The organism is Ruegeria sp. E5 (genome assembly GCF_056534105.1).
Genome location: NZ_JBQFPA010000001.1, coordinates 1451364 through 1478363 on the forward strand (window position 1 = coordinate 1451364; position 27000 = coordinate 1478363).

Sequence of the window (27000 nt, forward strand, 5' to 3'; positions counted from 1 at the left end):
AACGGATCATGAACAAGATCGCGTTTTCATTTTCTGGCCAAGACCTGACTGCACTTGGGTCGGGCGCACTATGGTGGCCGGAACAGGGCTTGCTCTGTGTTTCCGATCTGCATTTAGGCAAATCCGAACGGATCGCCCGCAGAGGCGGCCCGACCTTGCCGCCGTATGACAGCCGCGAAACATTGACCCGATTGGCAAGTGATCTTGCCCGTACCGGTGCCACGACGGTCATCTGTTTGGGGGACAGCTTTGACGATCTCGATGCCTCGGGCGCGTTGGCTGCTGAGGATAGGCAACAGATCACCGCAATGCAGGCTGGTCGACGTTGGATCTGGATCGAGGGGAACCATGACCCCGGCCCGGTAGAAATGGGCGGCACACATCTGTCCGAGTGGGCTTGCCACGATCTGATTTTTCGCCATATCGCCCAGCAAAACAGTGCAGGTGAAGTCTCGGGCCACTACCACCCCAAAGTTAACCTGAATGCCCGAGGGCGCTCGATCACCCGCCCGGCTTTTTTGTTGGATCAATCACGTCTGATCCTTCCAGCTTATGGCGCTTACACTGGGGGGTTGCGCAGTTCAGCAGAGGCTCTGAGCGGCATCATGGCACTGGATGCGCGGGCAATTCTGACCGGCGCGCAACCTCAACTCATCCCGATGCCCAGATAGGTTCTAGAGCAACCCGTCGTCCACGAGCTGTTGCTTGTATTTCCTGCTGACAGGAACCTGATCGCCGTTGCTTAGGTGCAAAAAGGATTTTCCCTTTTCTTTTTCGACCCCAACAATCGCCGAATCCACGACCCAGTGTGAACGGTGCGTACAATGGCCTTGTACCGGCTCCATCTCGGCAATCGCGTCGGTAAAGCGCGAGCGAATTGTAAACGTGCCATCGGACGTGACCACGTCGACATAGTGATCGCGCACGGTTAACCGATAAACCTGCCCCTCGAAAGTGGCGGGCAAACGATTGAAAAGACGTGGTCTGGGTTCGAATACCGGTGCTGCAGTTTCTTCCCGCTGACGCACCAGCAAAAGTCCGGTGGCGAAGAGAAGACCATAAGGGGCGACTTTCAATATGCCCGGTGCCATCAATCCATTTAGCGTGAACAGAATCCAGGTCAGCAACCACAGCGACGGGGCAAACAATGTCAGGATCAACAGGACGAAGGCAAAATCACGCACCAGCAATCCTGATCGATTGAGCCGTTCGCGTACCAACTTTCCAGCCGACCAAGTCGCTGCAAGCGCGAGCAGCATAACACCTGTCCAGAACACCATCCGCTGACTGAATGGCAGTGTCATATCCCGAAAGGGGGCAAAGGAATACGCCAATAAAGGAATAAAAACGAGGCCCGCCACTACCCGTTGAAGGCTTACTAACGAGAAGATCGGACTCAGCTTCATCATACCAGGTAACGCACCTCGCCAAAGGCAAAACCATGAAACACGAACAGACAGGATTATAACCCCTTAAACGGCTGGAATAGAAGGATTATCACCGACCGACGCTAGGTCAAGTCAAGATGTAGTTATATAAATATCCTAATCTAATGAAAAAGGCCGGAGAGCTTTTCGCTCTCCGACCAATTCAATCATTGACCTTGCGCCCGAATTGAACTCGGAGGTTGCAATTAGGCAGTCAGGCCTTCCGGTTCAGGCAAGCCGTTTGCGCGGCAAGCCGCGGTGAGCGTGTTCGCAAGAAGGCAGGCGATCGTCATAGGGCCAACTCCGCCGGGAACGGGGGTAATCGCACCAGCGCGTTCTGCCGCAGTGGCGTAGTCAACGTCGCCAACCAGCTTGTTCTTGCCGTCGCGTTCGATCCGGTTGATGCCGACATCGATCACGGTTGCGCCTTCCTTGATCCAGTCACCCGGAACCATCTCGGGGCGACCAACTGCGGCGACCACAATATCAGCACGACGCACAACATCGGGAAGATCTTTGGTGCGGCTATGCGCGATGGTCACGGTGCAACTGTCGCTCAGAAGCAACTGCGCCATCGGCTTACCCACGATGTTCGACCGACCGATCACTACAGCATCCATGCCGGACAAAGAGCCGTGGTGATCGCGCAACATCATCAGACAGCCCAGCGGAGTGCACGGCACCATTGACTTCTGACCTGTTCCCAGCAGGCCCACATTCGAGATGTGGAACCCGTCCACATCCTTTGCCGGATCGATCGTGTTGATCACCAGATCTTCGTTCAGATGCTTGGGCAGCGGCAGTTGCACCAGAATGCCGTGCACCGCAGGGTCATTGTTCAGTTTGTCAATCAGCGCCAGCAGGTCCTCTTCGGAGGTCTCTGCATCCAGCTTGTGCTCGTACGAGTTCATGCCGACCTCGACGGTCATCTTGCCCTTAGAACGGACATAGACCTGGCTGGCCGGGTCTTCGCCCACCAGAACCACCGCCAGACCGGGGGTGATGCCGTTCTCTTCTTTCAGCTTTGCAACCTGGTCAGCCACCTGCGCGCGCACTTTGGCGGCAAAGGCCTTTCCGTCGATAACCTGCGCTACCATTCTTTGATCCCTTCTTTCACAAAACGGATCGGGCGCACTAGGCGCCCGTTTCTTCAGTCTGGGCCGAGCACGCGTTCTTCGCGGGCAATCGACCAATCAATCAGTATACGCCAGAGCTTTTCGGCAAGATCGGGGTCCATACCCAACTCATCCGAGCTCTTGCGGACGCGCTGCACCACATCTTCGACACGTTCCGGGATGCGGGCTGGCAGGCCCTCGCCGGGTTTCAGCTGCGACGCGCGGTCGATATAGGTTGCGCGCTTTACCAGCAACCCAATCAATTGGCGGTCCAGCTTGTCGATCTGAGGCCGCAATTCCTTCATCGAATGACAGTCTTGCGGAGGTATCAGAGTGGGCATTTTGGTCTCCTGCGGCCCGGGGATATCCCCGGACCACGAGATGTCTTATTTGAGCGCTTAGAACAAGCCCTCGATCTCACCTGCGTCGTTAAGGCAGATGGTTTCGGCGGCCGGTTTGCGCGGCAGACCGGGCATGGTCATGATCTCACCGCAGACAACGACGATGAAACCAGCTCCGGCGCTCAGGCGAACCTCACGCACCGGAACCGAATGGCCGGTGGGCGCGCCGCGCAGCGACGGATCGGTCGAGAACGAATACTGGGTTTTTGCCATGCAGACCGGCAGGTTGCCATAGCCTGCTTCTTCCCATTCGCGCAGTTGGTTGCGGATCTTGTTGTCGGCCAGAACTTCGTCGGCGCGATAGATACGCTTGGCGATAGTTTCGATCTTCTCGAACAGCGGCATGTCGTCTGGGTAGATCGGTGAGAAGTTCGCGGCACCATTTTCGACGATTTCGACAACTTTTTCGGCCAGAGGCGCAGAGCCGTCCGAACCCAGCTCCCAGTGACGCGAAAGGATCGCCTCAACACCATGCTCGCCGCAGTAGTCCTTGACCGCCTGAACTTCGTCATCGGTGTCGGTGACGAAGTGGTTGATCGCGACGACAACCGGAACACCGAAGGATTTGACGTTTTCGATGTGACGACCCAGGTTGGCGCAACCTGACTTCACAGCGTCAACGTTTTCCGCACCCAAGTCAGCCTTGGCCACGCCGCCATTCATTTTCATCGCGCGCACGGTGGCAACCAGTACCACTGCCGACGGAGCAATACCCGCCTTGCGGCACTTAATGTTCATGAACTTCTCGGCACCGAGGTCAGCACCAAAGCCCGCTTCGGTGACAACATAGTCGGCCACTTTAAGCGCGGTCTTGGTTGCGATGACCGAGTTGCAGCCATGCGCGATGTTTGCGAAGGGACCACCGTGAACGAAGGCCGGGTTGTTTTCCAGCGTCTGCACCAGGTTCGGCTGCATCGCGTCTTTCAACAGAACGGTCATTGCACCTTCTGCCTTGATATCGCGACAGTAAACCGGGGTCTTGTCGCGGCGGTAAGCAACAATAATGTCGCCCAGACGCTTCTCCAGATCTTTCAAGTCGTTTGCCAAGCAAAGGATCGCCATGACTTCGGACGCCACGGTGATGTCAAAGCCTGCTTCACGCGGGAAACCATTCGACACGCCGCCCAGAGACGCCGTGATCTGACGCAGAGCACGGTCATTCATGTCGACGACGCGGCGCCATGCAACGCGGCGGGTGTCGATTTCCTGCTCGTTGCCCCAGTAGATGTGGTTGTCGATCATCGCCGACAGCAGCGAGTGGGCCGAGGTGATGGCGTGGAAGTCACCTGTGAAGTGCAGGTTCATTTCTTCCATCGGAACAACCTGCGCGTAACCGCCACCTGCGGCGCCGCCCTTCATGCCGAAGTTCGGGCCAAGCGAAGCTTCGCGGATACAGATCATCGCGTTCTTGCCGATGCGGTTCAAGCCGTCGCCCAGACCTACGGTGGTGGTGGTCTTGCCTTCACCTGCGGGGGTTGGGTTGATCGCGGTCACCAGGATCAGCTTGCCGTCTTCGCGGTCCTGTACCGAGTTGATGAAGTCCTGGCTGACTTTGGCCTTGTCATGGCCGTAAGGCAGCAGATCATCGCTGGAGATACCCAGCTTCGCGCCGATTTCCTGAATCGGCTTTTTGTTCGCCTCGCGGGCAATCTCAATGTCGGATTTGTAGCTCATTGGGCAGGGTCCCTGATTGAATTCCGTGCAAAACCGACGCACGGGCGTCGGCGCTGCGCAACATATACTGATGTACACAACACTGATGGCTAAGGATTCCGACATTTTCATGCCGCGAAACGGCGTTGCGAGAAATCGTAATGCGCAAATCGGAAACGGATTGAACCTATGGGTTCCAAAGGGGCTGATCCGGCACAAACAATTGCATCTTGTCGCCGCGTTTCAGAGCCCCCGGACGTTCGACCCAAGCCGTTATCCCGCGTCGCCCTTTGGCCGCAGGTTTGAATGCCGCCCCGTAACCAGTGTGATCCGCCTCGATCTCACGGCCCGGAAGAACGCAGGGGGCGTTTTCCATGTCCACAGTGATCGTTAAACCGCTCTCGGCCTGCAACCGCGAAGATGGAGGGATATGAGAGAAATCGGGAATGCCCTTCAGGACAATCGAAGCCCCAAGGTAAGACGGATCAAGCGTTGCCAACTCCATCTCAGCCGCAATATCACCCAATTCCTCTGCCGACAGCACTGACAGTTGCCGCACATTCCGGATCTCGGTGCCCTTTGGATAGAGATTCGCTACTCGAACACAGGACGCCCTATTGAGCCCCTGATGCCGTTCCCCCTGAACGCCATCAAAATTCAGGTCCAAATCGTTGACAGGCTTGGCCCGCAAAGACTGGCCTGCTGGAACATGGCCCAGCCATACCACCTCGGCTGAATATTCTGTTTCACGCAAGAATGGCATGAGGCGCCCCCCCTTCAATGACAGGTTAGCAGGCATAATGCCCAGCAACGCCCTGATGAAAAGAGAAAACCCGGAGGCTGGCTCCGGGTTTTGCAATTATGCGGTGGGTTCTGGTTCCATCCCGCCATCTGGCGGCGATTTCTTGGACTTGGTCTTCGGGATGGCAGTCACGCTGGGGGCGTTGCCCTCATCGGGGCTGTCGCCCTCATCATCGCTTTCGGTGGGCGGTTCGCCATTCATGACGCGCTTGATCTCATCGCCGGTCAGGGTTTCGTATTCCAGCAAACCTTGCGCCAGACGCTCCCATTCCTCGTTCTTATCGGTCAGGATCTTGTGCGCGCGCTCATAGCCTTGCTGGATCAGGCGCTTTACCTCTTCTTCGATCAGCTCTTTGGTATGGGCCGATACCGAGAACCCAGCGGTGTTGCCCTGATAGCCTTCATGCGCCTCGGCATAGTCGATGTTGCCGACCTTGTCCGACATGCCCCAGCGCATCACCATGGCGCGCGCCAGTTGGCTGGCCTGCATGATATCGCCCGCAGGGCCGTTCGACACGTGATCTTCGCCGTATTTAATCACCTCGGCGGCCTTGCCTGCCATAGTCATGGCCAGCTTCTGCTCACACTCATCGCGGTGATAGTTCAGACGATCCATTTCGGGCAGTGACACAACCATACCCAGCGCACCACCGCGCGGAATGATGGTCGCCTTATAGACCGGATCGCACAGCGGCAGTTCCAGACCCACAACGGCATGGCCGGCCTCGTGATAGGCGGTTTTTTCCTTCTGGTCCTGCGTCAGCACCATCGAACGGCGCTCGGCCCCCATCATCACCTTATCTTTGGCGTTCTCAAAGTCCTCCATGGTGACAAAGCGACGACCGACGCGGGCGGCCATCAATGCGGCCTCGTTCACGAGGTTCGCCAGATCAGCACCCGAAAAGCCCGGCGTGCCGCGCGCGATAATGCGCAGGTCGACATCGGGACCCAGAGGCGTCTTGCGCGCGTGCACGCCCAGAATCTTTTCGCGGCCTTTGATGTCGGGGTTGCCAACAGTCACGTTGCGGTCAAACCGGCCCGGACGCAGCAGCGCAGGGTCCAGAACGTCCTTCCGGTTGGTGGCAGCCAGAATGATCACGCCTTCATTGGCCTCGAAACCGTCCATCTCAACCAGCAGCTGGTTGAGGGTCTGTTCGCGTTCGTCGTTACCGCCGCCATAGCCAGCACCACGATGGCGCCCCACGGCGTCAATTTCGTCGATGAACACGATACAAGGCGCGTTCTTCTTGGCTTGCTCGAACATGTCACGCACACGCGATGCACCAACACCAACGAACATTTCAACGAAATCGGAACCCGAGATCGTAAAGAACGGCACACCTGCCTCGCCCGCAATCGCACGGGCAAGCAGCGTCTTACCAGTGCCCGGAGGGCCCACAAGCAGCGCGCCTTTGGGAATCTTACCGCCCAAACGCGAAAATTTCTGCGGGTTGCGCAGGAATTCCACGATCTCTTCCAGCTCTTCCTTGGCCTCGTCGATGCCCGCAACGTCGTCGAACGTCACCCGGCCGTGCTTTTCGGTCAGCATCTTGGCCTTGGACTTGCCAAAACCCATCGCGCCACCTTTGCCGCCACCCTGCATCCGGTTCATAAAATAGACCCAGACACCGATCAGCAGCAGGAAGGGCAGCAGCGTGATCAGGAACGACTGGAAACCCGATTGCTGCTGTTTTTCAGCACGTACGGGGATGTTCTTGTCGATCAGCAGCTTCGTCACCTCGGCATCGGTGGGTTTGATGGTGACAAAGTCCTGATTCTCATTCGTGCGATAGCGGATCTGTTCGCCATCTAGCGTCACGCTGGTGACGTCTCCGGCGTCCACGGCGCTGACGAATTCGGAATAGGTGCGTTCATTGTTCTGAAGCGACCCGCTGGGTCCACTGAACAGGTTGAACAGTGCCAGGATCAGCAGAAACAGAACGACCCAGAAGGCGATGTTGCGAGCGTTGCCCAAGGAAAATCTCCCGAAAGGTTTCGGCAGGTGGGGACCTGCCGGGGTTGTTCCTTAAAATAGAGAGGATTGTGGCAGGTTCAATGAGATAAAATCACTGCGTCGAAGTCAGACCTTTCAGGAAGCAGTTCGGCCCGCCATTCATTTGCAAAACCGGCCAGAGGTGCCGCCAATAGCATGCCTTCAACCCAGACTGAGGGCGTCGACAGCACGACAGCACGAGGTTTTCCCGCAGAGCGCCAGTTTTCCAGCTGCAAAATACCATCCTCACCAAGTGCCCGAATTTCTGCATCTTCAGTTTTGGGCCCGGATAGAATCCATCGCTGGTCCCACGGCTCTGAGGGTCGCGCGTGCTGTTTGGTGACGGCCTTTAGCTCTCTGCAAATCCAAGTTTTTTTGCCTTCCGGGATTATAATGCATCCCCCCAGGGTGGCCGTCTTAGCAGACGAAATCGCATCCAACACCTGATCCACCGCTTTGTGTCGCGGCGGATATTCTCCCCCCGTGATCCATGAAACAGACGCAATCACAAGCCGACGACAGATTTCTTCGGGCAGAGTTTCGAACCCATCGCGATCGATGCAAAGATCGCCATCCGCCACCGTGATAAACCGGAGAGCGGATTCCTGCGCGTATTGCGCCAATGCTTCACGCGCTTGTGCCATATTTTCAGCGACCCGTGATAATGACTCTGCCGTGATCCCGATTTGATTTAATCCGGAAAGTGCCTGGCGGGCTTTGATCCGGTCAAAACGAGGGTCCTGATTCGACGGATCATCAATCCATGAAATACCCTGCGCAGTCAGATATTCCCGAAGATTTGAGCGTGTTGTGGACAGCAAGGGGCGCAGCAATGTGACCCGACCTTCTTTTCGCGATACAGCCATGGCCGAAAGCCCCGAAACGCCCGAAGCACGGGCCAGCCGCATCAGTACCGTTTCAGCCTGATCATCCTCCGTGTGGCCCAGCGCAACTGCCTCTAGGCCCTTCGATTCGGCCCACGCGACCAGCAACCGGTATCTCGCACGCCGCGCCTGATCCTGCAGATTTCCGGATCCATCCCACCCCTGCCATTTCAGCGTTTCATGAGGAATGCCTAAGCGCTGCACCAGTGTCGCGACGGCCAAGGCCTCTGACGCAGATTCAGCTCGCAGGCCGTGATCAACGGTCGCCGCAAACAGCTCGATCTGCTCTTGTCGCGCAATATCAACCAGCAAATGCAACAGGGCGGTCGAATCGCTGCCCCCTGATACCGCCACCCCCAGCCGGCGCGGTGGTGGATCCGGCAGACCCGCCCGCAGATTTGCCCGCAGCGTATCGGCGTCAGAGGTCAAGAACAGCCCAGCGTTGCCATTTCTTGTGTGGCCGAAGCAGCTGGTGCCGATGCCGGAAATCGTACGCCAACTTCGCCGAGGGTGATGCAAGCCTGATCGGTTTGGCCCAGCTGTCCAAGCGCTGCGCCCAACTCAAACAACGCCTCGGGTGCCAGAGGCCCTTCGGAGTCGCCCGTGAAGCTGGCCAGAAAGGCGCGCGCCGCTTCGCGTGTATCGCCCACCCCTTTCAGCGCCTGCCCGCGCCGCAGGTTGGCTTGGCTCGCCAGCGGGCTGCCCGGATAGGACTGGTCGAATTGCGCAAACAGATCGGCCGCGGTCTGGAAATCTCCATCCACCAGGGCCTGCGAAGCGGCATCAAAATCCGCTTGTTCACCGACTGCAAGCTCCCCCTGATCAGTGACCGTGGGTTGCGTAGGGTTGGGGGTGGGTGCCACAGCCACATCGGTCGATGTCTCACCACCCAGCGTTGAGGTTTCGCCCAACGCGCTCAGATCACCGCCTTCAAGTTCAACCAGACGAAACTCCAAATCACCGATACGGTTGGTGCCATCGGTCACGACATTCTGCACCCGTTGGTTCAACTGCTCGGTCTGGCGTGTCAGGCGCTGCAATTCTGCCTCGATCGCATCAACGCGCTCAAGCACGGAACTGCCGGACAGGTTTGGCGCAGGGGAACCAGTGGTTGAAAACTCGCGCTTGAGGCGTTGGATTTCCACGTGAAGCACCGTCAGCTCCTGACGGATATCCGCCAAAGTCTGCTGATCCTGAGCCTGTGCCACACCAGCGACGGCCACAACCGCCGCCAGAACCAATCCTGCAATTCGCATCATCTTACCCCAAGGTTGAGCCGGTCAGCACCGTCACCGCGCGGCGGTTTTTGGAATAGCAATCCTCGGTGCTGCAAATTTCGATCGGGCGTTCCTTGCCATAGCTGACGGTGGTCAACCGGTTGCCTGCCACCCCGCGAGAGATCAGATACTCCCGCGCCGCATTGGCCCGACGAGCTCCAAGCGCAAGGTTGTATTCGCGCGTGCCCTGCTCGTCCGCATGGCCTTCGATATTGGCGACAAAATCCGGATTGGCGAGCAGCCAATCGGCCTGCCCTTGCAGAATTGTTTGCGCCTGCGGGCTGAGCGTGGACTGATCGACTGCGAACAGGACCCGGTCACCAACTGTCTGCTGGAAATAGGCTGGCGAACGCGGATCACTGGGTGAGCCCGGAACCAGCGCGCCGCTGCCACCAGCACCGCCACCCAGAGCCGACGGATCATTATTGGAACAGGCCGCAATCAGGGTCAGCGCCCCAATTGCCGCGACTTTGCTCAACAGTTTCATCTCAAGTGCCTCGTGTTTCGTTGTTTATTGCCGCGCTTCTATCACATTGCGGGTTTGTTGTGAACTTTACCTGCTGTCTGTTCCGATCAATTCTGCAGTGGCCCCCAAGACGGGTCGCTACCGCCATCCGGCGTTCTAACAGGACGCAAGTTACGGCCCGAAATATCCACAGAGTAAAGCGTCGATCGACCGCTTGCTCCCTGCGTTTCGCGGGTGAACATGATGACCCGCCCGTTTGGCGACCATGTGGGACCTTCGTCCAGGAACGAGGCGGTCAAAAGGCGCTCTTCGCTGCCATCCGTGCGCATAACGCCGATGTGGAAGCGACCTTTGTTCTGCTTGGTAAAGGCAATCAAGTCCCCGCGAGGAGACCAGACCGGCGTGCCATAGCGGCCTTGCCCAAAACTGATCCGCGTTGCCTCGCCTCCGTTAGCGGGCATGATGTAAAGCTGCGGAGTGCCCGACCGGTCGCTTTCAAACACGATCCGACTGCCATCCGGCGCATAGCTTGGTGCAGTTTCAATCGCGGGCGTATTGGTAAGTCGCACGCTTTGGCCCGAGGCTAGATCCATTTTCCACAAATCCGTGTTTCCGCCCTGGGTCAGAGAATAAACGATCGAACGGCCATCGGGTGAGAAACGTGGCGAAAAGCTCATGGTGCCTTCCTGCGTCGGCAATTCCTGCCGTTTCACACGGCCTACATCCAGTAGATAAATACGCGGCTGACCGGTCTCGTAGCTGGTATAGAGCAACTGGTCGCCCGTCGGTGAGAACCGAGGCGCCAGAACAATCGCTGCGCTGTCGGTCAGATACTGCACATTAGCGCCGTCGTAATCCATTATGGCCAACCGTTTGCGCCGTTGATCCTTTGGGCCGCTCTCCGACACGAACGCGACACGGCTGTCGAAATAGGCGCCCTCTCCCGTGATCCGGGTATAAACCTGATCCGCGACCTTATGCGCCATGCGCCTCCAACCGTCGGTTGTTCCTGCAAACTGCAAACCGTTGCCGAGTTCCTGCCCCGAGAAGACATCCCAAACCCGGAACCGGACCGTCAGGCGCTTGCCCGACACGTTGACCGCCCCTGTCACCAGTGCTTGAGCGTTGATCGCCTTCCAATCAGCGAACTGTACCGGCGCATCGAAACTGCTGACGCGGCTGATATATGCATCCGACGAGATTTCACGAAACAGGCCCGTTCCGGTCAGGTCAGACACGACCACCCCCGAGATATCTTGTGCATATTGTGCCGCCGAGGGACCGTCAGGCACAAAGCTTGGCACGGCAAACGGCATAGGTTCGATGATCCCTTCATCGATTTCCAGACGCAGCGGGCCACTTTGGGCGTAGGCCGAGGTCGAAAGAAGGGTCAGGCCAATTAAGAGGCTGGTCAGAAGTTTCATCATTTGATCCGCATCCTCTCGGGATTGAATGTAATCTCAATATCCTGCCATTGATCGTATTTGTCAGCAGGTAGGTCATATCCTTTAGACCCACAGCGCAAAATTGCGCGGCGCGCAGCTTCGTAGGCTTGTTTTGCTGATGCGGCCGAGCCGCCTGTACTGTCGAGTAGCTGCAAACTGCCGCCAACCACTTTGCCATCTCTGGTTAACGAAAACCCGACAACAACCACAGTTTCCAGCGCATCCGTCGACAGGGACCCGACATTCCAACACCGCGACACCGCAACCCGCATCGCGTCTTTTTCACCGCTAGTCAGTGGTGGGCCCGAAGGTTCGGTGCCATTGCCCAATGCTTCGGCCAGGGCGTCATTTATTGCTTGCTCGTTTTGCGCAGGTTCAGTCGGCGCGGGCTCGGGCGTTTCTGCAACCTCAGGCTCTGGCTGGGGTGCCGGTCGGTTCGGGCGCACGCGCGGACGAGGAGAAGTTCGCGGGGCCGGATCTTCGACTTCTTCCGCCTCGGTCACAATCTCGGGCGCGGCCTCTTCCGGTGCCGTTTGATCTTGCTGTTCTTGTTGGATTTCCGCCCCTTCATCCAGCGAAACCGGAGGGGTTTCAATGTCATCCGGCTTGGCCTCGGGCGGAGGAGGAGCAATCTGCTCGGGCGCGATCTTATCCGCAGGGCTTGGTTCGGCCTCTGGGCCCGGAGGCGCAGGAAGCGCCGCCAACTCAGGCTCGGGCTCTTCAAGCGTTGGAGGCTGTTCTATCAGTTCGGGTTCAGGTGGGACTTCCACCGTTTCCGGTTCCGGCTCGGGCTCAGGTTCCGGCTCGGGCTGGGCAACCGGCTCAGGTTCGGGCGTTTCTTCCGGCGTCGGGTCCAGTATTTCGATCTTATCAGGTTCTGCAGGCTGTTGCAGTTCAGCCGGGTCAGTCGGCACCTCGGGTGCCTCGCGTTGCGCGGTCATGGCCGCAAACTGCTCAGCCGAGATCACCGAGACATCCTGTACAGCCATCGGCAACGGCTCGGACCGGAAGGTCCCGCCGATCAGCGCCCAGCCAATCAGGCTGACATGCGCAATTGCCGAAATCTTGGTGCCGGTATCCACCGCGCAGCCTCACTCTCACCCTTCGTCCAGCGTTGGCCCGCCGGTATCGGTCACAAGGCCAACGTTGGAAAACCCGCCTGCGTTCAAAGCACCCATGACCTGCATCACTTGCGCGTAGGGAATCGCGCCGTCAGCACGCAAGAACACACGGTCGCTGCTGCGCTCAGCTGCGATCGCGCGCAGCCTACCGATCAGTTCTTCGCGCAGCACATCCGTGGTCTGGATCTGCACGCGCCCATCTGCGGTCAGGGTCACAGTCAGCGGCTCTTCGTTGTCACCGGGTAAGGCACTTGCGGCAGTCTTGGGCAGATCGACAGGTACGCCGACGGTCAACAATGGGGCCGCCACCATAAAGATGATCAGCAACACCAGCATGACATCAACAAAGGGCGTCACGTTGATCTCGGCCATCGGTTGGGCGCGCCCGCGCCGCCGCCCGCGCCTGCGTCCGTTCCCGCCCGAGCTTTGCTGAACTGCCGCACCCATCGTCAGCTATCCAACTGACGCGACAGGATAGTGGCGAATTCATCGGCAAAGGCCTCGTAGCCGCCGACGATGCGGTCACTGTCTGCGCTGAGTTTATTATAGAATATCACCGCCGGGATCGCGGCCAGCAAGCCAAGACCGGTGGCCAGCAACGCCTCGGCAATACCCGGGGCCACAACGGCGAGGTTTGTGTTCTGCTGCTCGGCAATCTCGATAAAGGCATTCATGATGCCCCAAACGGTGCCAAACAGGCCGATAAACGGCGCTGTCGATCCGACAGTGGCCAGAATGGGCAACCCTTTCTGCAGCCCCTCGGCCTCTTTCGCGATCGCCACGTCCATCGAGCGATCGATCCGCGCCGCCGCCCCTGCGATCAAGCCGCCATCGGTGCGGTGCGAGCGTCGCCACTCGATCATCCCCGCCGCGAAAATCTTCTCGGAACTGCCATCGGGTTGGGTTCCGATCTGCTCGAACAGCTCATCCAGCGGATTGCCAGACCAGAAGCTTTCATCGAATACCTGCGCCTCGCGCCGCGCGGCTCGGTAGTTGATCAGTTTCTGAATGATAATGCCCCAGGACCAGATGGATGCACCGATCAGCATCAACATCACCAGTTTGACGATAAAGGTCGCGCGGGCATACAGCCCCCACATGGAGAAATCGATCTCCTGCGCCAGCGCCAGCGTTTCAGCTTCCATGAACCTGCTCTTTGTTTTGCCTGATGGCCATTTGGCCTTGTTTTGCCAAACGCTAACGCAGATGGAGATGAAAAGCCAACAGAACCACCCCGGAGGCTGAAAATGTTACATCAATGCGCGAATCTCTGCCGGAAGGCGCACGGGCTTGCCCTGCGCATTCATACAGACGGCCGTTACTACGGCGCGGAAAATCTCGGTCTCGCCACGCTTGACCAATTGCGACATTGTCAACCGAGCGCCCGATAGCGAAACCATCTCGGTCTCGACCATCAGCTCGTCTTCAAACCTAGCGGCGGCGAGATAATCCGCCTCGATCCGCCGCACGACCCAGACAATGCCTGCGTCCCGCATCGCGTTCTGATCATTACCCAGTTTACGCACCCAGTCCGACCGGGCGCGTTCGATGAATCTCAGATAATTTGCGTGATAGACCACGCCTCCCATGTCGGTGTCTTCGTAATAAACACGGACCGGGTAGTGATGCTTCATTGCGACGGCTCCAATCTGGCGAACAAGCGCAGCGCATGAGAGGGATCCTGCGCGGCACCGGGCAGAACAGGATCGTAGGCGGCGCGGATCAAGGCCGCAATATCAGGCCGCAAGATCGTCGCGTCACCAGCAATCGCCAGAGGTGAGGCGCTGCGAAAGGCAGTATCGGACCAAAGCAGGATCGTTTGTACGACCTGGTTTAGCGCCAGCGTTTCTGCCGGCACTTTCGACAGCTCTTTGTCCATGCGCAAAAACACAAATGCCGCGCGGATGGCGCCGTCTTCTTCGAACCGGAAAATGCGATACTGATTGGCATCGGCAGCCACCAGCCGGTCAACCAGTGGGGCCAGATCCGGGATCAGGCGATCCAGATCGGGCACATCCAACAATTCCTGCCACTCACGGAAGAAGAACACCATACAATTGGCACCCAGTTCGGGATCCGTCTCGGCCATCTTGTGATTTGCCAGAGTGACAACCGCCTCGAACGCACCTTTTACGGTCGACAGCGTTTCATCCTCGACACCAAACACGATGGGCACTATGGGTCTGCCCCAGCGCGCAAACAGAAACTCACCGCTATCGCGTGTGAACAGCGCCTCAATCTCATCGGGTGTCACGCCCAGTCCTTCTTCTCGATTTAGATACGACTGCCTGAGCCTTAAAATCTAATGCGCCCCACTTCAACCAAACAGATCGCTCTGTCCTTTGGGTGCAGCCATCCCCAGATGCGTCCATGCCTTTTGCGCCAGCATCCGTCCGCGCGGAGTGCGCTGGATCAGGCCTTGCTGCAGGAGATAAGGCTCGATCACCTCTTCCAGCGAATCCCGGCTTTCGGACAACGCCGCCGAGAGTGTTTCAATCCCCACTGGCCCGCCCGCATAGTTCTCGGCAATCAGCTTCAAATACCGGCGGTCGGCCCCGTCCAGACCAAGGTTATCGACCCCCAGCCGGGTCAGTGACCCATCCGCCAAGTCGCGCGTAATCCGCCCATCGCCTTCGACGATGGCAAAATCCACTACGCGTCTCAGCAGACGACCGGCGATCCGTGGTGTTCCACGAGACCTGCGCGCGATCTCACGCGCGCCTTCGTCATCCGCAGGTGCGCCCAGTTTGCGGGCATTGCGGGTGACGATCTCGTGCAACTCGTCGACCGTATAGAACTGCAGCCGGGTCGGGATGCCAAACCGATCGCGCAACGGCGTGGTCAGCAACCCCATCCGCGTTGTCGCCCCGACCAGCGTAAATGGCTGCAGCTCGATCCGTACAGTCCGCGCCGCTGGACCTTCACCAATGACAAGATCCAGCTCGAAATCCTCCATCGCGGGGTACAGCACCTCTTCGACCGCCGGGTTCAGACGGTGAATCTCGTCGATGAACAAGACATCCCGCGATTCCAGATTGGTCAGAATCGCCGCCAAATCCCCCGCCTTGGCCAGAACCGGCCCCGAGGTCATGCGGAAATTCACTCCCAACTCGCGCGCCATGATCTGCGCAAGCGTGGTCTTACCCAATCCAGGTGGACCATGGAACAGCGTGTGATCCATCGCCTCACCGCGTTGGCGGGCCGACTGGATGAAGATGCGTAGGTTGGCCCGCGCCTCGGCCTGACCAATGAATTCATCCAGCCCCTGCGGGCGCAGGGCGCGGTCATTGTCCTCGGGCATCGGTTCGGGTCGCAGGGCGGGATCAGCGTCTACCATTCAGTTACCCTTTCACTCAGCCCTTGGGGGCCAGTAGCTTCAGCGCGGCGCGTATCAGATCGGCCTCGCCCGCATCTGGCATATTAGCCGCTGCCTCGGCCACGGCCGATGCCGCCTCGGACGGTCCATAGCCCAGATTGCCCAACGCCGACAGCGCATCCGCAGAAGCAGCGGCAGCGCCCGAGGCCGGTTTGGCCACCCGTTTCGGAACAGGCGCAGGCTCGGTCGTCTCAACCACTTCAAGTGCCGGGCCATCCATCGCTTCGGTCACCGTGCCGCCCATCGCCATCACACCCGGGGCCTTGTCCTTGAGGTCAAGAACGATCCGTTGCGCGGTCTTGGGGCCGACACCCTTTGCGGCCTTCACGGCCCCCCAATCACCCAAGGCAATCGCGCGGCTGACACCATCAGGCCCCAGCGCACTAAGAATGGCCAGCGATACCTTCGCACCCACACCCTGAACCGAGCACAGCAGACGGTGCCATTCCTTCTCGACCAAGGACAGAAAACCATAAAGCTGCATCAGGTCTTCGCGCACGACCATATCGGTGTAGATCGACATTGCCTCACCCACCCCCGGCAGGGCCGCCATGGTCCGGTCCGAGCAATAGACGATATAGCCGACCCCCCGCACGTCGATCAGAACGTGATCCGCCGCGCGGTAATCCAGCCGTCCAGTGAGCTTGCCGATCATGCGCGTACCTCTTTCATCCGTGCCTGCGGTGCGGCGCCATAGTAGGAATGGCAGATGGCAATCGCCAATGCATCCGCAGCATCCGCCCCTTTGGGGGAACAACCGGGCAGTTGGAGTTTGACCATATGCAGAACCTGCTCTTTTTCGGCGTGCCCGACGCCCACCACCGTTTTCTTGACGCGGTTGGGGGCGTACTCGCCAACCGGCAAACCCGCCTGCGCAAGCGTCAGAAGCGCAACACCACGCGCCTGACCCAGTTTCAGTGTACCAGCCCCATCTTTGTTGACGAAGGTCTGTTCAATTGCCGCCTGATCTGGATTGTGCTCGGCGATGACTTCGACGATTTGATTGTGTAGCGACAGCAGCCTTTCCCCCAGATCATCACCATCGGATTTACACAATCCATTCGCAACGTGGCTCAGGCGGCTGCCATGCGATTCGATGACGCCCCATCCCAAGGTTCTAAGCCCTGGATCAATGCCCAGAATTCGCATGTTTTGTCTCGGCCTGCTCGGGTTTGTGTGATCTTTTTTCATCGACTAGCACGAAGCGTGAACATTTTCCAAGGAAATCAACTCAAGGTCCAAAACCGACATTCATGTCGCCGCCGGTTCCTCGCGGCCTGTTTGCGACCGGGTTAGGTTCGTTTTCGACGCTTATCCGATCGAACTTTAACCAATGATTTAAGGGGTTTTCATCAATTTCGAGCGTTGCAAAAAATGCATAGGACACATGCAATTTCTGCGCTTGCGCACGGCGAAACTCATCACTAGATGCCGCTCAGATCGCAAGATCAGAGTTTAACACAAACCAGAAGGAAACAGGATATGGCTGCACTGGATACCACCCGCACCACCACTGGCTCATTCGGCCTCGTCGGCCGTATCGGCGCATTTTTTGCATCGGTTGTAAACGCCGTTGTTGAATGGAATGACGCCCGCGCAACCCGTAACGCGCTGAACGGTCTTTCTGACCGCGAACTGGACGATATCGGACTATGCCGCGGCGACATCGACGTTGTCGCCGAAGGCCGCCGTTACTGAGATAACGGACTACCGCATACGCCCCTTCCTCCTCCCTGTGGGGCAAACAGAAACACCGCACGCCGTGAGGCATGCGGTGTTTTTATTAGGAGGGTGCAAGATATCCGGTTAGAACCAAACCTTGTTCAGTTGGCTCGAGAAAAACGCGGTCACCGGATCGGCCTGCATGATCAAGGCGCCAGCTTTCTCAACCGGCGTGCCCTGATTCAGGCTTTCAACACGCGTTTCGTACGCAGTCGGGCCAAGATGGGACAGTAAAAAGGCCTTGAAGGCAAAGAAGCCAACCAAACACAGCAACAAAACCCTCGCTGGAACTGCTGAACGCATACGCTGGGGTTTCATCACCACCAGCCCGTCTGAGCGCAACGTGGCACGATAGCCGCGGCTGAGTTTCTGGTGCTTTTTGTTCAAACGCGAGATGCGTTGATCGAATTCGAGTTGTTTTCCTGTCATGGCAGCCTCCGAAAACCGCCCCCCGAGTGCATTGAAAGACGGTAATTAGAGAATGCGACAAAAACGTGGCAAAAATCCACAAAACTCCCGTAAATGGCCTAAATTCAGCCCTGTTTGCTTAAGATTAGCGTCGTCCACTCACCAATCCGATCCTGGCGAACCAGATTGAAGCCGTTTTGGAGATAAACCGAGATCACGTCATCGGACTGTTCATTGAGGATTCCCGATAGAATCGCTTGTCCACCCCCCCGCAGGTTCGCCGAAATTTCAGGCGAAAGGGCCACGAGCGGACCTTTTAGGATATTGGCGAATATCAGATCGTAAGGCGCATGCGCCTTCAGATCCGGGTGATCGAAACCTGCAGCTTCAACACATTTAACCGCACCCGCCATACCGTTCGCCCGTAGGTTGGCCTCGGCCACGTCGACGGCAACCTCATCAATGTCGCTGGCGATGATATCGCCATCCCAGACCCGAGCTGCGGCCATCGCCAGCACGGCAGTACCGCAGCCGATATCGGCAACTTTGGTGGCCGTGAACCCATGATCCAGAAGATGGTCCAAAGCCTTGAGGCAACCAAGCGTCGTCCCATGGTGCCCTGTGCCAAAGGCCATCGCAGCTTCGATCAGCAGCGGAATGCGGCCTTCGGGCAGTTTGTCGGCATCATGGCTTCCATAGACAAAAAACCGACCGGCCTCGACTGGGGCTAGTTCGCGGCGGACATGGGCGACCCAATCCGTTTCGGGCAGCTCCGAGACCACAAAGGGCTTGGCCTCGAACGCGGCGGCCAGAACCGCCAGCGCGGTTTCATCCGGGGTTTCGGTAAAATAGCCGCCGACCTCCCACAGGCCCGAGCCATCCTCGACCTCGAACACGCCGACGCCGGTTGGTTCCGGGTCCAGCCGTTCCATCGCCTCGCCCAATCCTTCGGCGGCTTTCTTGCCGGTCAAAGTGGTCAGAGCAGTGAATGTTGGCATGGGGGCCTCCTGTTTCGATCGAAACAGCGCCTAGGGGCACCGACCGCCAAGGTCAAGCGGAGTCGCTTATTCAGCGGGCGCGGGGGCGTATTTCGACAGGATGGTTTCGTTGCCCGGTTCCGGATGACGCGGGATCAGTAATGACAGCAGAAGCGAGATGATCGCCATTGCAGCGGCCAAACCAAACACAGCGCCGGGCGAAACGACCCATAGCAGACCTAAAAGTGCTGGCAAGAAAACAGCGGCGATATGGTTGATGGTAAATGCCACCGCCGCAGTGGGTGCAATATCCGCCGGGTCGGCGATCTTCTGGAAATAAGTTTTCAAAGCCAACGCCAGAGCAAACAGCACATGGTCGATCACATAGAGAATCGCCGCCAGCAGCACGCCCCAGCTAAACCAGTAGATGCCGCCATAGGCTGCGAAAACGATGGCGAGCCCGGCATATTCAAAGATCAGCGTGCGGCGTTCGCCAAACCGCGCGACTGCCTTGCCCAGCAGCGGAGCCGCCATCATGTTGATCATCAGATTGATCAGGTACAGGCTGGTCAGTTCGTGTACTTCAAAGCCAAATTTCTCGACCATCATGAAACCGGCGAACACTACAAAAATCTGCCGCCGCGCGCCCGCCATGAACTGTAATGCATAATACAGCCAGTAGCGGCGGCGTAGGATCAGCTTCTTGGTCTGCGGCGTCGGCGCGTCGAATTGCGGGTAAGCGATCAGGCAAAACAATGCCAGCAAGGCCGTCACGCCGCCCGCCGCCATGAACACGAAGTTATAGGACAGGTCGAAGCGGTCCCATGTCAGAACGATCAACCCATAGACCACAGCCGTCGCAGCCGAGCCCATAGCCACCAGCCAGCCAAGCACCTGCGGCGCACGGTCTTTAGGCAGCCATTGCAGCTGCAGTGACTGGTTCACCGTCTCATAGTAGTGAAACCCGATCGAGCTGAACAGCGTCACAAACAGCAGCCCGCCAAGGCTGGGAAACCAGGCCGTCACCGCCGTCGCCACGCCCAACATCATCAATGAGATCATGGCCAGTACCTGTTCGCGGATGAAAATGATCACCGCAATCACGCCAACGGCCAGAAAGCCCGGAATCTCGCGTACCGTGTGCAAAAGCCCGATATCCGCCCCGTCGAAGTTCGCCGCCTCGATGACGAAATTGTTCAGCAATGCACTCCACGCGTTAAACGCGATCGGCATGGTCAACGCCATCACGAACAAGAGCGTCATAGGGCGGCGCCAGAGCGGAAGACTCTGCGCCTCAGACAAGGGCATGGGTTTCAGCATGAGGATGCTCTACGCCCATTTGTACTTTTTGGCGAGGGGAAAGCGGCCGGCGCACAGCGGCTCTGCACTGATGCAGGGGTCAGTAGAAGCTTTGCGGATCGATATCCACGGTCAGGCGGATATCGCCTTTCAACTTCAACGGGGCGATCCAGCGGGCGATGGCGTCCTGAATAGGCGCACCTTTCGGGGCTCTGACTAACAGCCGGACGCGGTGACGCCCGCGTATGCGCGCGATCGGGGCTGGAGCAGGGCCAAATACCTGAGCACCAACATCGCGCAACGGCGCATCGTTGCGCGCCATGGCGTTGCCGATGTCGAAGACCGGCCCGACCTCGGGGCCAGACAGGACAATCCCGGCCATTCGACCATAAGGCGGCACCCCGGCGGCCTGACGCCCGGCGGCTTCAGCCTTCCAGAACCCTTCTTCATCGCCCGATAGAATCGCCCGGATCACCGGATGTTCCGGCTGGAATGTCTGCAACAACGCCTGCCCCGGTTTTTCCGCACGACCTGCCCGGCCCGCCACCTGCCGCATCAATTGAAAAGTTCGTTCCGCCGCGCGCAGGTCAGCACCATGCAGGCTAAGGTCCGCATCGATCACCCCAACCAGTGTCAGCTTTGGAAAATTATGTCCTTTGGCCACGAGTTGCGTCCCGATAACGATATCCGCATCGCCTTCGGCAATCTCTTCGATCTTGGCCTTCAGGGCACGAGCCGAACCAAACAGATCAGAGCTGAGCATAGCGATTTTGGCTTCAGGGAACGCCGCCTCGGCTTCTTCTGCCAGCCGTTCAATCCCGGGTCCGACCGGTGCCAGTTTACCCTCGACCCCGCAGGATGGGCAGGCCTCTGGCATTGGCTTGGTCTCACCACATTGATGGCACATCAGACGCTTGAGGAACCGATGTTCAACCATTCGCGCGTCGCAATGATCGCAGGCAATCTGCTCCCCGCACGCCCGGCATAGTGTCACGGGCGCATAGCCGCGGCGGTTGATGAACAGCAGTGACTGCTCTTCGCGTTCGATACGCTGTTGCACCGACTGCCGCAGCGAGGGGGAAATCCAAGTCCCGGCCTGCATCTGCTCGGCGCGCATGTCGATCGGCTTCATTTCGGGCAGGACTGCCGCACCAAAACGCGAGGTCAGGTCCAGCCGTTCGTATTTACCCGCCTCGGCATTGGCCCAGCTTTCCAGTGAAGGCGTCGCGCTGGCCAGAATCACCCGCGCTCCGCAGATGGCCGAACGCAGAACGGCCATATCCCGCGCACTATAATGCACCCCATCTTCTTGTTTGTACGAGGTGTCGTGTTCTTCATCGACAACTACGAGACCAAGATCGCGAAATGGAAGAAACAGTGCTGACCGGGCACCAACGACCAGTTGCGCATCACCCTGACCGACCATCCGCCAAACCCGGCGACGTTCAGTCATGGTCGCGCCCGAATGCCACTCAGCCGGACGCGCACCAAATCGCGCCTCGACACGGGTCAGAAATTCAGCCGTCAGCGCGATCTCGGGCAGCAAGACCAGTGCTTGCCGCCCCACGCGCAGGGCCTCGGCGACCGCCTCAAGATAAACCTCGGTCTTGCCCGAGCCCGTCACCCCCTTCAGAAGAGTCGTTCCATAATCTCCCGTCCGTTGCCCGGTCTGAAGCCGCATCACGGCCTCCGCCTGATCCTCGGTCAGGTCCTTTCCCGGCAATTCAGGATCAAGATGAGGATAGGGAAGATCACGCGGGCTGTCCTCTTCACGCACAGCGTTCTGTTTGACCAACCCCTTGATGACCGAAGATGTGACCCCCGCTTGCTCGGCCAGTTCCTTCAGCGTAAAGGCCAAGCCGCCATAGTCTCGCAAAACTTCAAGTACCCGCATTCGTGCGTCGGTCATTCGGTCCGGTTGACCACCGCCCAAACGATAAACCTTGCGCATCGAGGGCGGATCGCCCAACCCCGGCGCGCGCGTTGCTAGCCGCAGCATCGCAGGCATCGGCGTCAGGGTGTAGTCAGCCACTTTCCCCAGAAACACCCGCATTTCTTCACGCATCGGCGCGACCTCAAGCACCCGGTTCACCGACCGCGCCTTGGCCAGATCAAAACCACCCTGCCCCGGCCCCCAAACCACACCCAAGACTTTGCGCGGGCCCAAGGGCACCTCGACAAACGCCCCAAGAAAGCACCCGCCCTCGGGCGCTTTGTAATCCAACGTCCGGTCCAGCGGCTGCGTGGTCAGCACCGCAACCAGCTCTCCTTCGTCGAAAAATCCGTTAGCGCTCACGGTATATCCTTCGCAGGGGGTTCCAGCATGGGTCTCTTTGAGGTAAAGCCATCCGCGACCAAGGCCAACCCATCAAAGGACTGCCCTCATGAAATTCTTCGTAGACACCGCCGAGATCGACGCCATCGCCGAACTGAACGATCTGGGCATGGTGGACGGCGTAACCACTAACCCCTCGCTGATCCTAAAATCGGGCCGCGACATTCTGGAAGTCACCAAAGAGATCTGTGATCTGGTCGACGGCCCCGTCTCGGCCGAAGTTGTCGCCACCGAGGCCGACGAGATGATCGCCGAAGGCCGTAAGCTGGCCAAGATCGCGCCCAACATCGCAGTCAAAGTACCGCTGACATGGGCTGGTTTGAAAACCTGTAAAACACTGACCGACGAAGGCCAGATGGTCAACGTGACCCTGTGCTTCTCGACCAATCAGGCGATTCTGGCGGCCAAAGCGGGCGCAACCTTCATCTCGCCGTTCATCGGACGTCTGGATGATATCAACCTCGATGGCATGGACCTGATCGCAGATATTCGCCAAGTTTATGACAATTACGGGTTCGAGACCGAAATCCTCGCCGCCTCGATCCGCACCGTAAACCACGTGACCGACAGTGCCCGCATCGGGGCTGACGTGATTACAGCACCTCCGGGCGTGATCAAAAAACTGGCCGACCACCCGCTGACCGACAAAGGCCTTGAAACTTTCCTGGCCGACTGGGCCAAGACAGGTCAGAAAATCCTCTGATCCCAAGCATTGCCGCGCGGTGCCATCAGGCACCGCGCCCGGCCCAACGGCAAAAGCTGATCTTTGATCAGCGCCGGGCAGGCGGGAGCGCCCGCCACAGCAGCGATGAAATTCGCCTTTCGCGTGCATTTTTCCCAAGGCAAATCCAGCAACCCATGTTATAAGCCCGCCAAACAAAAAAACGACCGGACGGGACATGAGCAGCGATCCTAAACTCAAGGACAATCTCCGCGCCGCAATTCTGGCTGAGCCTGACGCCGTGCTGGATGACAAAGACCTGATGCAGGCCTTGGTGGCTGCAAATGAGCAGGCGCGTGGTGACAACGTTATCGACCTGCGCGGTATCGCCATGCAGCGGCTTGAGGCGCGTCTTGACCGCCTTGAGGACACTCATCGCTCAGTCATCGCGGCGGCGTATGAGAACTTGGCGGGCACAAATCAGGTGCATCGCGCCATTCTTCGCCTGTTGGAGCCCACCGTGTTCGAGGATTTCCTGCGCGCGCTAGGCAATGACGTGGCCGAAATCCTGCGTGTCGATCACATCACTCTGGTCCTCGAAACAACCGTCGTACGTGATGATCCGGTGGTGAACCAGCTCGGCGGCGTGCTGACTGTGGCTGAGCCCGGCTTTATCGATAGCTATCTAACCGCTGACCGTAACGGTCAACCGCGCGAGGTTACCTTGCGCGAAACCCGCCATCCCAATCCGCAAGTTTACGGTAAACAAGCCGATCAGCTACGATCCGAGGCCTGCCTGAAACTCGATCTTGGCACTGGCCGCCTACCCGGCATGATTGTCATGGGCGCGCGCGATCCGAGGCATTTCTCACCTCAGCTTGGAACTGATCTTCTTGCCTTCTTTGCCGGCGTGTTCGAACGCTCTATGCGCCACTGGCTGTCGTGAGCCTGATTTCCCCAGCCTGCCGCGATGCTCTGCAGCATTGGCTGGACAGTCTGGGGGCGCTGGCGGGGCGGTCTGAAAATACGTTCAAAGCCTATCGCGGCGACGTGACAGAATTCCTGTCCTTCATGACCTTGCATCACAGCGAGCGCCAAGGACTGGCCGCGCTGGAACGCATCAGCGTTTCTGACATGCGGGCCTGGATGGCAGAGCAGCGAAATTCTGATGTCGGCGCGCGATCTCTGGCGCGCAAGCTTTCAGCCGTCAGAACCTTCTATCGCTGGTTGGCCGAACGCGAAGGGTTCGAACCTACTGCGGTGCTGTCCACCCGAGCGCCTAAATTTACCAAGAAACTGCCCCGACCCCTGGCCGAAGATGCCGCGCGCGCAATGATCGACACGGTCGAGCTACAATCCTCATCGGACTGGGTCGCTGCACGGGATGTTGCGGTTGTGACGCTCCTCTACGGGTGCGGGTTGCGGATTTCCGAGGCGTTGTCTTTGACCGGTGTGGACGCTCCTCTGCCAGAAACGCTGCGCATATCGGGTAAGGGCGATAAGGAAAGAATCGTACCGGTCTTGCCTGCCGCTCGGGCTTCGGTGGATCGCTATCTTCACCTCTGCCCACATCCGCAATCCCCTGATAAGGCGTTGTTCCGAGGTGTCAGGGGCGGCCCGCTCAACCCCGGAATCATTCAGGCTGTGGTCGCCAAGGCACGGATGCAACTTGGCCTTCCCGCAACAGCCACCCCGCACGCGATGCGCCACAGCTTTGCCACCCATCTGCTGTCTGCGGGCGGCGACCTGCGCGCGATCCAAGAGCTTTTGGGTCACGCCTCGCTTTCAACCACGCAAACCTATACCGCAGTCGATACGGCCCGGTTGATGGAAGTCTATAACCGCACGCACCCAAAAGCCTGAAGCAAAGACCCTTTTTGCTTTGCATCTGCGCCTTGCTTCCGTCATGACACCACCATGACACTCAGATTCAAAGCGCTTTCCGTTCATCTCTTCACCGCCACAGGTGCCGTTTTCGCAATGCTCGCCATGTTGGCAGCAGTCGAAGAGAAATGGAGCCTGATGTATCTATGGCTCGTTGTTTCGTTCATCGTCGATGGCATCGATGGCCCGCTGGCGCGGCACTATCACGTTAAGAAGAACGCACCCGAGTTTGACGGAGTCTTGCTGGACCTGATCATCGACTATTTGACCTATGTTTTCATCCCTGCCTTTGCCCTGTTCAAATCGGGTCTGATGGACGGTTGGACCGGCTGGTTCGCAATCATCGTCATCACTTTTGCAAGTGCGATGTACTTTGCGGATACACGTATGAAAACCAAGGATAATTCCTTCTCTGGCTTTCCAGGTTGCTGGAACATGTTCGTCATTGTGATCTTCGCCCTGGAGCCCAACTTCTGGGTCATCCTGCTGCTGGTCACCTTGCTGTCTGTCGCAATGTTCCTGCCGCTGAAATTCATTCACCCAGTCCGGACCGAGCGTTGGCGCACCCTGTCATTGCCTATGGCTTTTGCGTGGACATTCTTTGCAGGCTGGGCCGCCTGGGTCGACTTTCACCCCGAAAGCTGGGCCCATTGGGGGCTGGTGATCACCAGCTTGTATTTGGTCTCGGCCGGTATTGCGCAGCAGATCATTCCGCCGCGCAAGGCCCGGGATTACAAGACTTCCTGAACCTCGAACTCAGTCCCGTTATGGGTGAACACGTCACCCTCTTGCAGGCCAACCATAGCCAGATAGATTGGGCTTTGGGTCGAAATGCCCATGTAGGTTTTGCCGTCCACCTCAAACCGAGTCGTTGAGACACATACGACGAAGCGGCGATTGTTGAACTTGATTACGGCGCCGGGCTGCACCGTATCCGTGAGGCCAAAATCGGTGTTCTCGATCACGTCAATCTTGGCGTGATGCGCATGAACAGGCGCATCAAAGGCGGCCGCCAGATCTGCATTCTCGCGCGAGGCAGCGATGTCGTCCTTGTCATGCCCTTCTCGGTCATCCAACTGCGAGTCCTTAAGGAAGGCATCATAATGTGCCTGTGCGGTTGCCAGTTCCTGTTCTTCCAAAGACATCAGATGATCGATGATGGCTTTCTTGCGTGCGGCGGGGTCTGTCTGGCCGGTCATTCAATTCGGTCCTTCAAATTCACTATTCGATATAGGTTGGGGCCGTGCCGCTCCGATTGCAACAGATAAGTACCGATCAGATCAACAGGCTGGCAGCACCTTCGTGACGCAGCAGAGCCACTTTGGTCTCAACACCGCCGTGGCCTGAAAACCCAACCATCTTCCCATCTGCACCCAGAACCCGGTGACAGGGAATAATGATGGGGATGGGATTTCCCCCGCATCCGCGCCCAACCGCCTGCGCCGAGTAGCCAAGGTCGTTAGCCAACTCGCCATAGGTGCGCGTATCACCAAATGGGATAGCATACATTGCATCGCACACCTGACGCTGAAATTCCGATCCCTTGATCCGGTAGGGCAGTTCGAACTGCTGCAAACGCCCTTCGTCATAGGCACGCAACTGCGCCGCCGCTTCTCGCAGAACCGGGGTGGCTAGACCTTCGTCACGGCCATTCCAGACAAGACGCGTGATGGCGCCGCTGGTCTCTTCGACACCAAGGCAACCAAACTGAGTTTCTACGGCGATCATCGGCATAAGAGAACGGTTGCAGATGTT

General features: G+C 58.3%; 30 protein-coding genes. 6 read left to right on the forward strand and 24 right to left on the reverse strand.

Going from position 1 to position 27000, the window contains the following annotated elements:
* The first annotated feature begins 8 nt into the window (after positions 1 to 8).
* Positions 9 to 671 carry a ligase-associated DNA damage response endonuclease PdeM gene (gene pdeM / locus ACR0BI_RS07340; protein WP_480561156.1) on the forward strand — a complete coding sequence of 221 codons (663 nt, stop codon included), beginning with the start codon at positions 9 to 11 and terminating at the stop codon, positions 669 to 671.
* Positions 672 to 674: 3 nt separating this feature from the next.
* Here the strand turns inward: pdeM and ACR0BI_RS07345 are convergent, their stop codons facing one another.
* The 18 genes from ACR0BI_RS07345 to ruvC form a co-directional block, all read right to left on the reverse strand.
* On the reverse strand, positions 675 to 1304 hold the full coding sequence (locus ACR0BI_RS07345; RefSeq protein WP_480570896.1) for a LytTR family DNA-binding domain-containing protein: 630 nt from the start codon (positions 1302 to 1304) through the stop codon (positions 675 to 677).
* A gap of 329 nt (positions 1305 to 1633) precedes the next feature.
* Positions 1634 to 2524: a bifunctional methylenetetrahydrofolate dehydrogenase/methenyltetrahydrofolate cyclohydrolase FolD gene (gene folD / locus ACR0BI_RS07350; RefSeq protein ID WP_480561154.1), complete on the reverse strand. Its 891-nt coding sequence runs from the start codon at positions 2522 to 2524 to the stop codon at positions 1634 to 1636.
* 53 nt (positions 2525 to 2577) lie between these two features.
* Positions 2578 to 2883, reverse strand: a complete 306-nt coding sequence (locus ACR0BI_RS07355) for a chorismate mutase (protein ID WP_170424305.1) — start codon at positions 2881 to 2883, stop codon at positions 2578 to 2580.
* 57 nt (positions 2884 to 2940) lie between these two features.
* Positions 2941 to 4617 carry a formate--tetrahydrofolate ligase gene (locus ACR0BI_RS07360; RefSeq protein WP_170511397.1) on the reverse strand — a complete coding sequence of 559 codons (1677 nt, stop codon included), beginning with the start codon at positions 4615 to 4617 and terminating at the stop codon, positions 2941 to 2943.
* A gap of 166 nt (positions 4618 to 4783) precedes the next feature.
* On the reverse strand, positions 4784 to 5359 hold the full coding sequence (locus ACR0BI_RS07365; RefSeq protein ID WP_170397378.1) for an MOSC domain-containing protein: 576 nt from the start codon (positions 5357 to 5359) through the stop codon (positions 4784 to 4786).
* 96 nt (positions 5360 to 5455) lie between these two features.
* Positions 5456 to 7372 carry an ATP-dependent zinc metalloprotease FtsH gene (ftsH, locus tag ACR0BI_RS07370; protein WP_170424311.1) on the reverse strand — a complete coding sequence of 639 codons (1917 nt, stop codon included), beginning with the start codon at positions 7370 to 7372 and terminating at the stop codon, positions 5456 to 5458.
* 77 nt (positions 7373 to 7449) lie between these two features.
* Positions 7450 to 8703 carry a tRNA lysidine(34) synthetase TilS gene (tilS, locus tag ACR0BI_RS07375; protein WP_170663876.1) on the reverse strand — a complete coding sequence of 418 codons (1254 nt, stop codon included), beginning with the start codon at positions 8701 to 8703 and terminating at the stop codon, positions 7450 to 7452.
* On the reverse strand, positions 8700 to 9530 hold the full coding sequence (ybgF, locus tag ACR0BI_RS07380) for a tol-pal system protein YbgF (protein ID WP_170424526.1): 831 nt from the start codon (positions 9528 to 9530) through the stop codon (positions 8700 to 8702). Before ybgF ends, tilS begins: the two co-directional genes overlap by 4 nt.
* Before the next feature lie 4 nt (positions 9531 to 9534).
* Positions 9535 to 10038 carry a peptidoglycan-associated lipoprotein Pal gene (pal, locus tag ACR0BI_RS07385; RefSeq protein WP_170397385.1) on the reverse strand — a complete coding sequence of 168 codons (504 nt, stop codon included), beginning with the start codon at positions 10036 to 10038 and terminating at the stop codon, positions 9535 to 9537.
* 86 nt (positions 10039 to 10124) lie between these two features.
* The gene (gene tolB, locus ACR0BI_RS07390; protein ID WP_480561153.1) at positions 10125 to 11444 is read right to left on the reverse strand and encodes a Tol-Pal system beta propeller repeat protein TolB; all 1320 of its coding nucleotides are present in this window, start codon (positions 11442 to 11444) and stop codon (positions 10125 to 10127) included.
* Positions 11441 to 12544 (reverse strand): ribonuclease E domain-containing protein, encoded by a 1104-nt coding sequence (locus ACR0BI_RS07395; protein WP_170424318.1) that lies wholly within the window; start codon positions 12542 to 12544, stop codon positions 11441 to 11443. The genes tolB and ACR0BI_RS07395 overlap by 4 nt, the downstream gene beginning before the upstream one ends.
* Before the next feature lie 15 nt (positions 12545 to 12559).
* On the reverse strand, positions 12560 to 13030 hold the full coding sequence (tolR, locus tag ACR0BI_RS07400; RefSeq protein WP_480561152.1) for a protein TolR: 471 nt from the start codon (positions 13028 to 13030) through the stop codon (positions 12560 to 12562).
* A gap of 2 nt (positions 13031 to 13032) precedes the next feature.
* Positions 13033 to 13728, reverse strand: coding sequence for a protein TolQ (tolQ, locus tag ACR0BI_RS07405; RefSeq protein WP_170636435.1), 696 nt, complete (start codon positions 13726 to 13728; stop codon positions 13033 to 13035).
* Between the two features lie 105 nt (positions 13729 to 13833).
* Positions 13834 to 14217 carry a tol-pal system-associated acyl-CoA thioesterase gene (gene ybgC, locus ACR0BI_RS07410; protein WP_170636436.1) on the reverse strand — a complete coding sequence of 128 codons (384 nt, stop codon included), beginning with the start codon at positions 14215 to 14217 and terminating at the stop codon, positions 13834 to 13836.
* Positions 14214 to 14837 (reverse strand): hypothetical protein, encoded by a 624-nt coding sequence (locus ACR0BI_RS07415; RefSeq protein ID WP_170636437.1) that lies wholly within the window; start codon positions 14835 to 14837, stop codon positions 14214 to 14216. Before ACR0BI_RS07415 ends, ybgC begins: the two co-directional genes overlap by 4 nt.
* A 63-nt stretch (positions 14838 to 14900) precedes the next feature.
* Positions 14901 to 15920 (reverse strand): Holliday junction branch migration DNA helicase RuvB, encoded by a 1020-nt coding sequence (ruvB, locus tag ACR0BI_RS07420; RefSeq protein WP_170397397.1) that lies wholly within the window; start codon positions 15918 to 15920, stop codon positions 14901 to 14903.
* A 16-nt stretch (positions 15921 to 15936) separates the two neighbouring features.
* Complete coding sequence (ruvA, locus tag ACR0BI_RS07425; RefSeq protein WP_170424326.1) at positions 15937 to 16614, reverse strand: Holliday junction branch migration protein RuvA; 678 nt, start codon at positions 16612 to 16614, stop codon at positions 15937 to 15939.
* Positions 16611 to 17108, reverse strand: a complete 498-nt coding sequence (gene ruvC / locus ACR0BI_RS07430) for a crossover junction endodeoxyribonuclease RuvC (RefSeq protein ID WP_170404395.1) — start codon at positions 17106 to 17108, stop codon at positions 16611 to 16613. The genes ruvA and ruvC overlap by 4 nt, the downstream gene beginning before the upstream one ends.
* A gap of 333 nt (positions 17109 to 17441) precedes the next feature.
* Between ruvC and ACR0BI_RS07435 the strand changes: the two genes are divergently transcribed.
* The gene (locus tag ACR0BI_RS07435; RefSeq protein WP_480561151.1) at positions 17442 to 17657 is read left to right on the forward strand and encodes a DUF1127 domain-containing protein; all 216 of its coding nucleotides are present in this window, start codon (positions 17442 to 17444) and stop codon (positions 17655 to 17657) included.
* 108 nt (positions 17658 to 17765) lie between these two features.
* On the opposite strand, the gene ACR0BI_RS07440 is transcribed toward ACR0BI_RS07435, so the two are convergent.
* From ACR0BI_RS07440 to ACR0BI_RS07455, 4 genes are all read right to left on the reverse strand, one after another.
* Positions 17766 to 18110, reverse strand: coding sequence for a hypothetical protein (locus tag ACR0BI_RS07440; RefSeq protein WP_480561150.1), 345 nt, complete (start codon positions 18108 to 18110; stop codon positions 17766 to 17768).
* A 104-nt stretch (positions 18111 to 18214) separates the two neighbouring features.
* Positions 18215 to 19087, reverse strand: coding sequence for a 50S ribosomal protein L11 methyltransferase (locus tag ACR0BI_RS07445; protein WP_170397408.1), 873 nt, complete (start codon positions 19085 to 19087; stop codon positions 18215 to 18217).
* Positions 19088 to 19153: 66 nt separating this feature from the next.
* Positions 19154 to 20386: an MFS transporter gene (locus tag ACR0BI_RS07450; RefSeq protein WP_170511419.1), complete on the reverse strand. Its 1233-nt coding sequence runs from the start codon at positions 20384 to 20386 to the stop codon at positions 19154 to 19156.
* Between the two features lie 79 nt (positions 20387 to 20465).
* The gene (locus ACR0BI_RS07455) at positions 20466 to 22661 is read right to left on the reverse strand and encodes a primosomal protein N' (RefSeq protein WP_170511421.1); all 2196 of its coding nucleotides are present in this window, start codon (positions 22659 to 22661) and stop codon (positions 20466 to 20468) included.
* Between the two features lie 88 nt (positions 22662 to 22749).
* On the opposite strand from ACR0BI_RS07455, the gene fsa reads away from it, so the two are divergent.
* From fsa to ACR0BI_RS07475, 4 genes are all read left to right on the forward strand, one after another.
* Complete coding sequence (fsa, locus tag ACR0BI_RS07460) at positions 22750 to 23403, forward strand: fructose-6-phosphate aldolase (protein WP_480561149.1); 654 nt, start codon at positions 22750 to 22752, stop codon at positions 23401 to 23403.
* A gap of 196 nt (positions 23404 to 23599) precedes the next feature.
* Positions 23600 to 24307, forward strand: coding sequence for a DUF484 family protein (locus ACR0BI_RS07465; protein ID WP_480561148.1), 708 nt, complete (start codon positions 23600 to 23602; stop codon positions 24305 to 24307).
* Positions 24304 to 25224: a tyrosine recombinase XerC gene (locus ACR0BI_RS07470; protein ID WP_480561147.1), complete on the forward strand. Its 921-nt coding sequence runs from the start codon at positions 24304 to 24306 to the stop codon at positions 25222 to 25224. Before ACR0BI_RS07465 ends, ACR0BI_RS07470 begins: the two co-directional genes overlap by 4 nt.
* 54 nt (positions 25225 to 25278) lie before the next feature.
* Entirely contained in the window at positions 25279 to 25992 is a 714-nt protein-coding gene (locus ACR0BI_RS07475) for a CDP-alcohol phosphatidyltransferase family protein (RefSeq protein WP_170397421.1), read from the forward strand.
* Here the strand turns inward: ACR0BI_RS07475 and ACR0BI_RS07480 are convergent.
* Both ACR0BI_RS07480 and ACR0BI_RS07485 read right to left on the reverse strand, forming a co-directional pair.
* Positions 25977 to 26444: a hypothetical protein gene (locus tag ACR0BI_RS07480; RefSeq protein ID WP_170397423.1), complete on the reverse strand. Its 468-nt coding sequence runs from the start codon at positions 26442 to 26444 to the stop codon at positions 25977 to 25979. The two genes, ACR0BI_RS07475 and ACR0BI_RS07480, sit on opposite strands and share 16 nt — an antisense overlap.
* Before the next feature lie 76 nt (positions 26445 to 26520).
* Positions 26521 to 26979, reverse strand: coding sequence for a methylated-DNA--[protein]-cysteine S-methyltransferase (locus ACR0BI_RS07485; protein ID WP_170397424.1), 459 nt, complete (start codon positions 26977 to 26979; stop codon positions 26521 to 26523).
* Between the last annotated feature and the right edge of the window lie 21 nt (positions 26980 to 27000).

Bases quoted from the DNA above. Each gene is read 5' to 3' on its own strand.
- ACR0BI_RS07475 (WP_170397421.1), top strand. From the start codon at position 25,279: ATGACACTCAGATTCAAAGCGCTTTCCGTTCATCTCTTCACCGCCACA.
- ACR0BI_RS07365 (WP_170397378.1), bottom strand. From the start codon at position 5,359: ATGCCATTCTTGCGTGAAACAGAATATTCAGCCGAGGTGGTATGGCTG.
- tolB (WP_480561153.1), bottom strand. From the start codon at position 11,444: ATGATGAAACTTCTGACCAGCCTCTTAATTGGCCTGACCCTTCTTTCG.
- ACR0BI_RS07435 (WP_480561151.1), top strand. From the start codon at position 17,442: ATGGCTGCACTGGATACCACCCGCACCACCACTGGCTCATTCGGCCTC.
- ruvC (WP_170404395.1), bottom strand. From the start codon at position 17,108: ATGCGAATTCTGGGCATTGATCCAGGGCTTAGAACCTTGGGATGGGGC.
- ACR0BI_RS07465 (WP_480561148.1), top strand. From the start codon at position 23,600: ATGAGCAGCGATCCTAAACTCAAGGACAATCTCCGCGCCGCAATTCTG.
- ACR0BI_RS07355 (WP_170424305.1), bottom strand. From the start codon at position 2,883: ATGCCCACTCTGATACCTCCGCAAGACTGTCATTCGATGAAGGAATTG.
- ruvB (WP_170397397.1), bottom strand. From the start codon at position 15,920: ATGGTAGACGCTGATCCCGCCCTGCGACCCGAACCGATGCCCGAGGAC.
- ACR0BI_RS07450 (WP_170511419.1), bottom strand. From the start codon at position 20,386: ATGCTGAAACCCATGCCCTTGTCTGAGGCGCAGAGTCTTCCGCTCTGG.
- ACR0BI_RS07440 (WP_480561150.1), bottom strand. From the start codon at position 18,110: ATGACAGGAAAACAACTCGAATTCGATCAACGCATCTCGCGTTTGAAC.
- ACR0BI_RS07445 (WP_170397408.1), bottom strand. From the start codon at position 19,087: ATGCCAACATTCACTGCTCTGACCACTTTGACCGGCAAGAAAGCCGCC.
- ybgC (WP_170636436.1), bottom strand. From the start codon at position 14,217: ATGAAGCATCACTACCCGGTCCGTGTTTATTACGAAGACACCGACATG.
- tolR (WP_480561152.1), bottom strand. From the start codon at position 13,030: ATGGGTGCGGCAGTTCAGCAAAGCTCGGGCGGGAACGGACGCAGGCGC.
- ACR0BI_RS07360 (WP_170511397.1), bottom strand. From the start codon at position 4,617: ATGAGCTACAAATCCGACATTGAGATTGCCCGCGAGGCGAACAAAAAG.
- pal (WP_170397385.1), bottom strand. From the start codon at position 10,038: ATGAAACTGTTGAGCAAAGTCGCGGCAATTGGGGCGCTGACCCTGATT.
- tolQ (WP_170636435.1), bottom strand. From the start codon at position 13,728: ATGGAAGCTGAAACGCTGGCGCTGGCGCAGGAGATCGATTTCTCCATG.
- ybgF (WP_170424526.1), bottom strand. From the start codon at position 9,530: ATGCGAATTGCAGGATTGGTTCTGGCGGCGGTTGTGGCCGTCGCTGGT.
- ACR0BI_RS07480 (WP_170397423.1), bottom strand. From the start codon at position 26,444: ATGACCGGCCAGACAGACCCCGCCGCACGCAAGAAAGCCATCATCGAT.
- ruvA (WP_170424326.1), bottom strand. From the start codon at position 16,614: ATGATCGGCAAGCTCACTGGACGGCTGGATTACCGCGCGGCGGATCAC.
- fsa (WP_480561149.1), top strand. From the start codon at position 22,750: ATGAAATTCTTCGTAGACACCGCCGAGATCGACGCCATCGCCGAACTG.
- ACR0BI_RS07485 (WP_170397424.1), bottom strand. From the start codon at position 26,979: ATGCCGATGATCGCCGTAGAAACTCAGTTTGGTTGCCTTGGTGTCGAA.
- folD (WP_480561154.1), bottom strand. From the start codon at position 2,524: ATGGTAGCGCAGGTTATCGACGGAAAGGCCTTTGCCGCCAAAGTGCGC.
- pdeM (WP_480561156.1), top strand. From the start codon at position 9: ATGAACAAGATCGCGTTTTCATTTTCTGGCCAAGACCTGACTGCACTT.
- ACR0BI_RS07345 (WP_480570896.1), bottom strand. From the start codon at position 1,304: ATGACACTGCCATTCAGTCAGCGGATGGTGTTCTGGACAGGTGTTATG.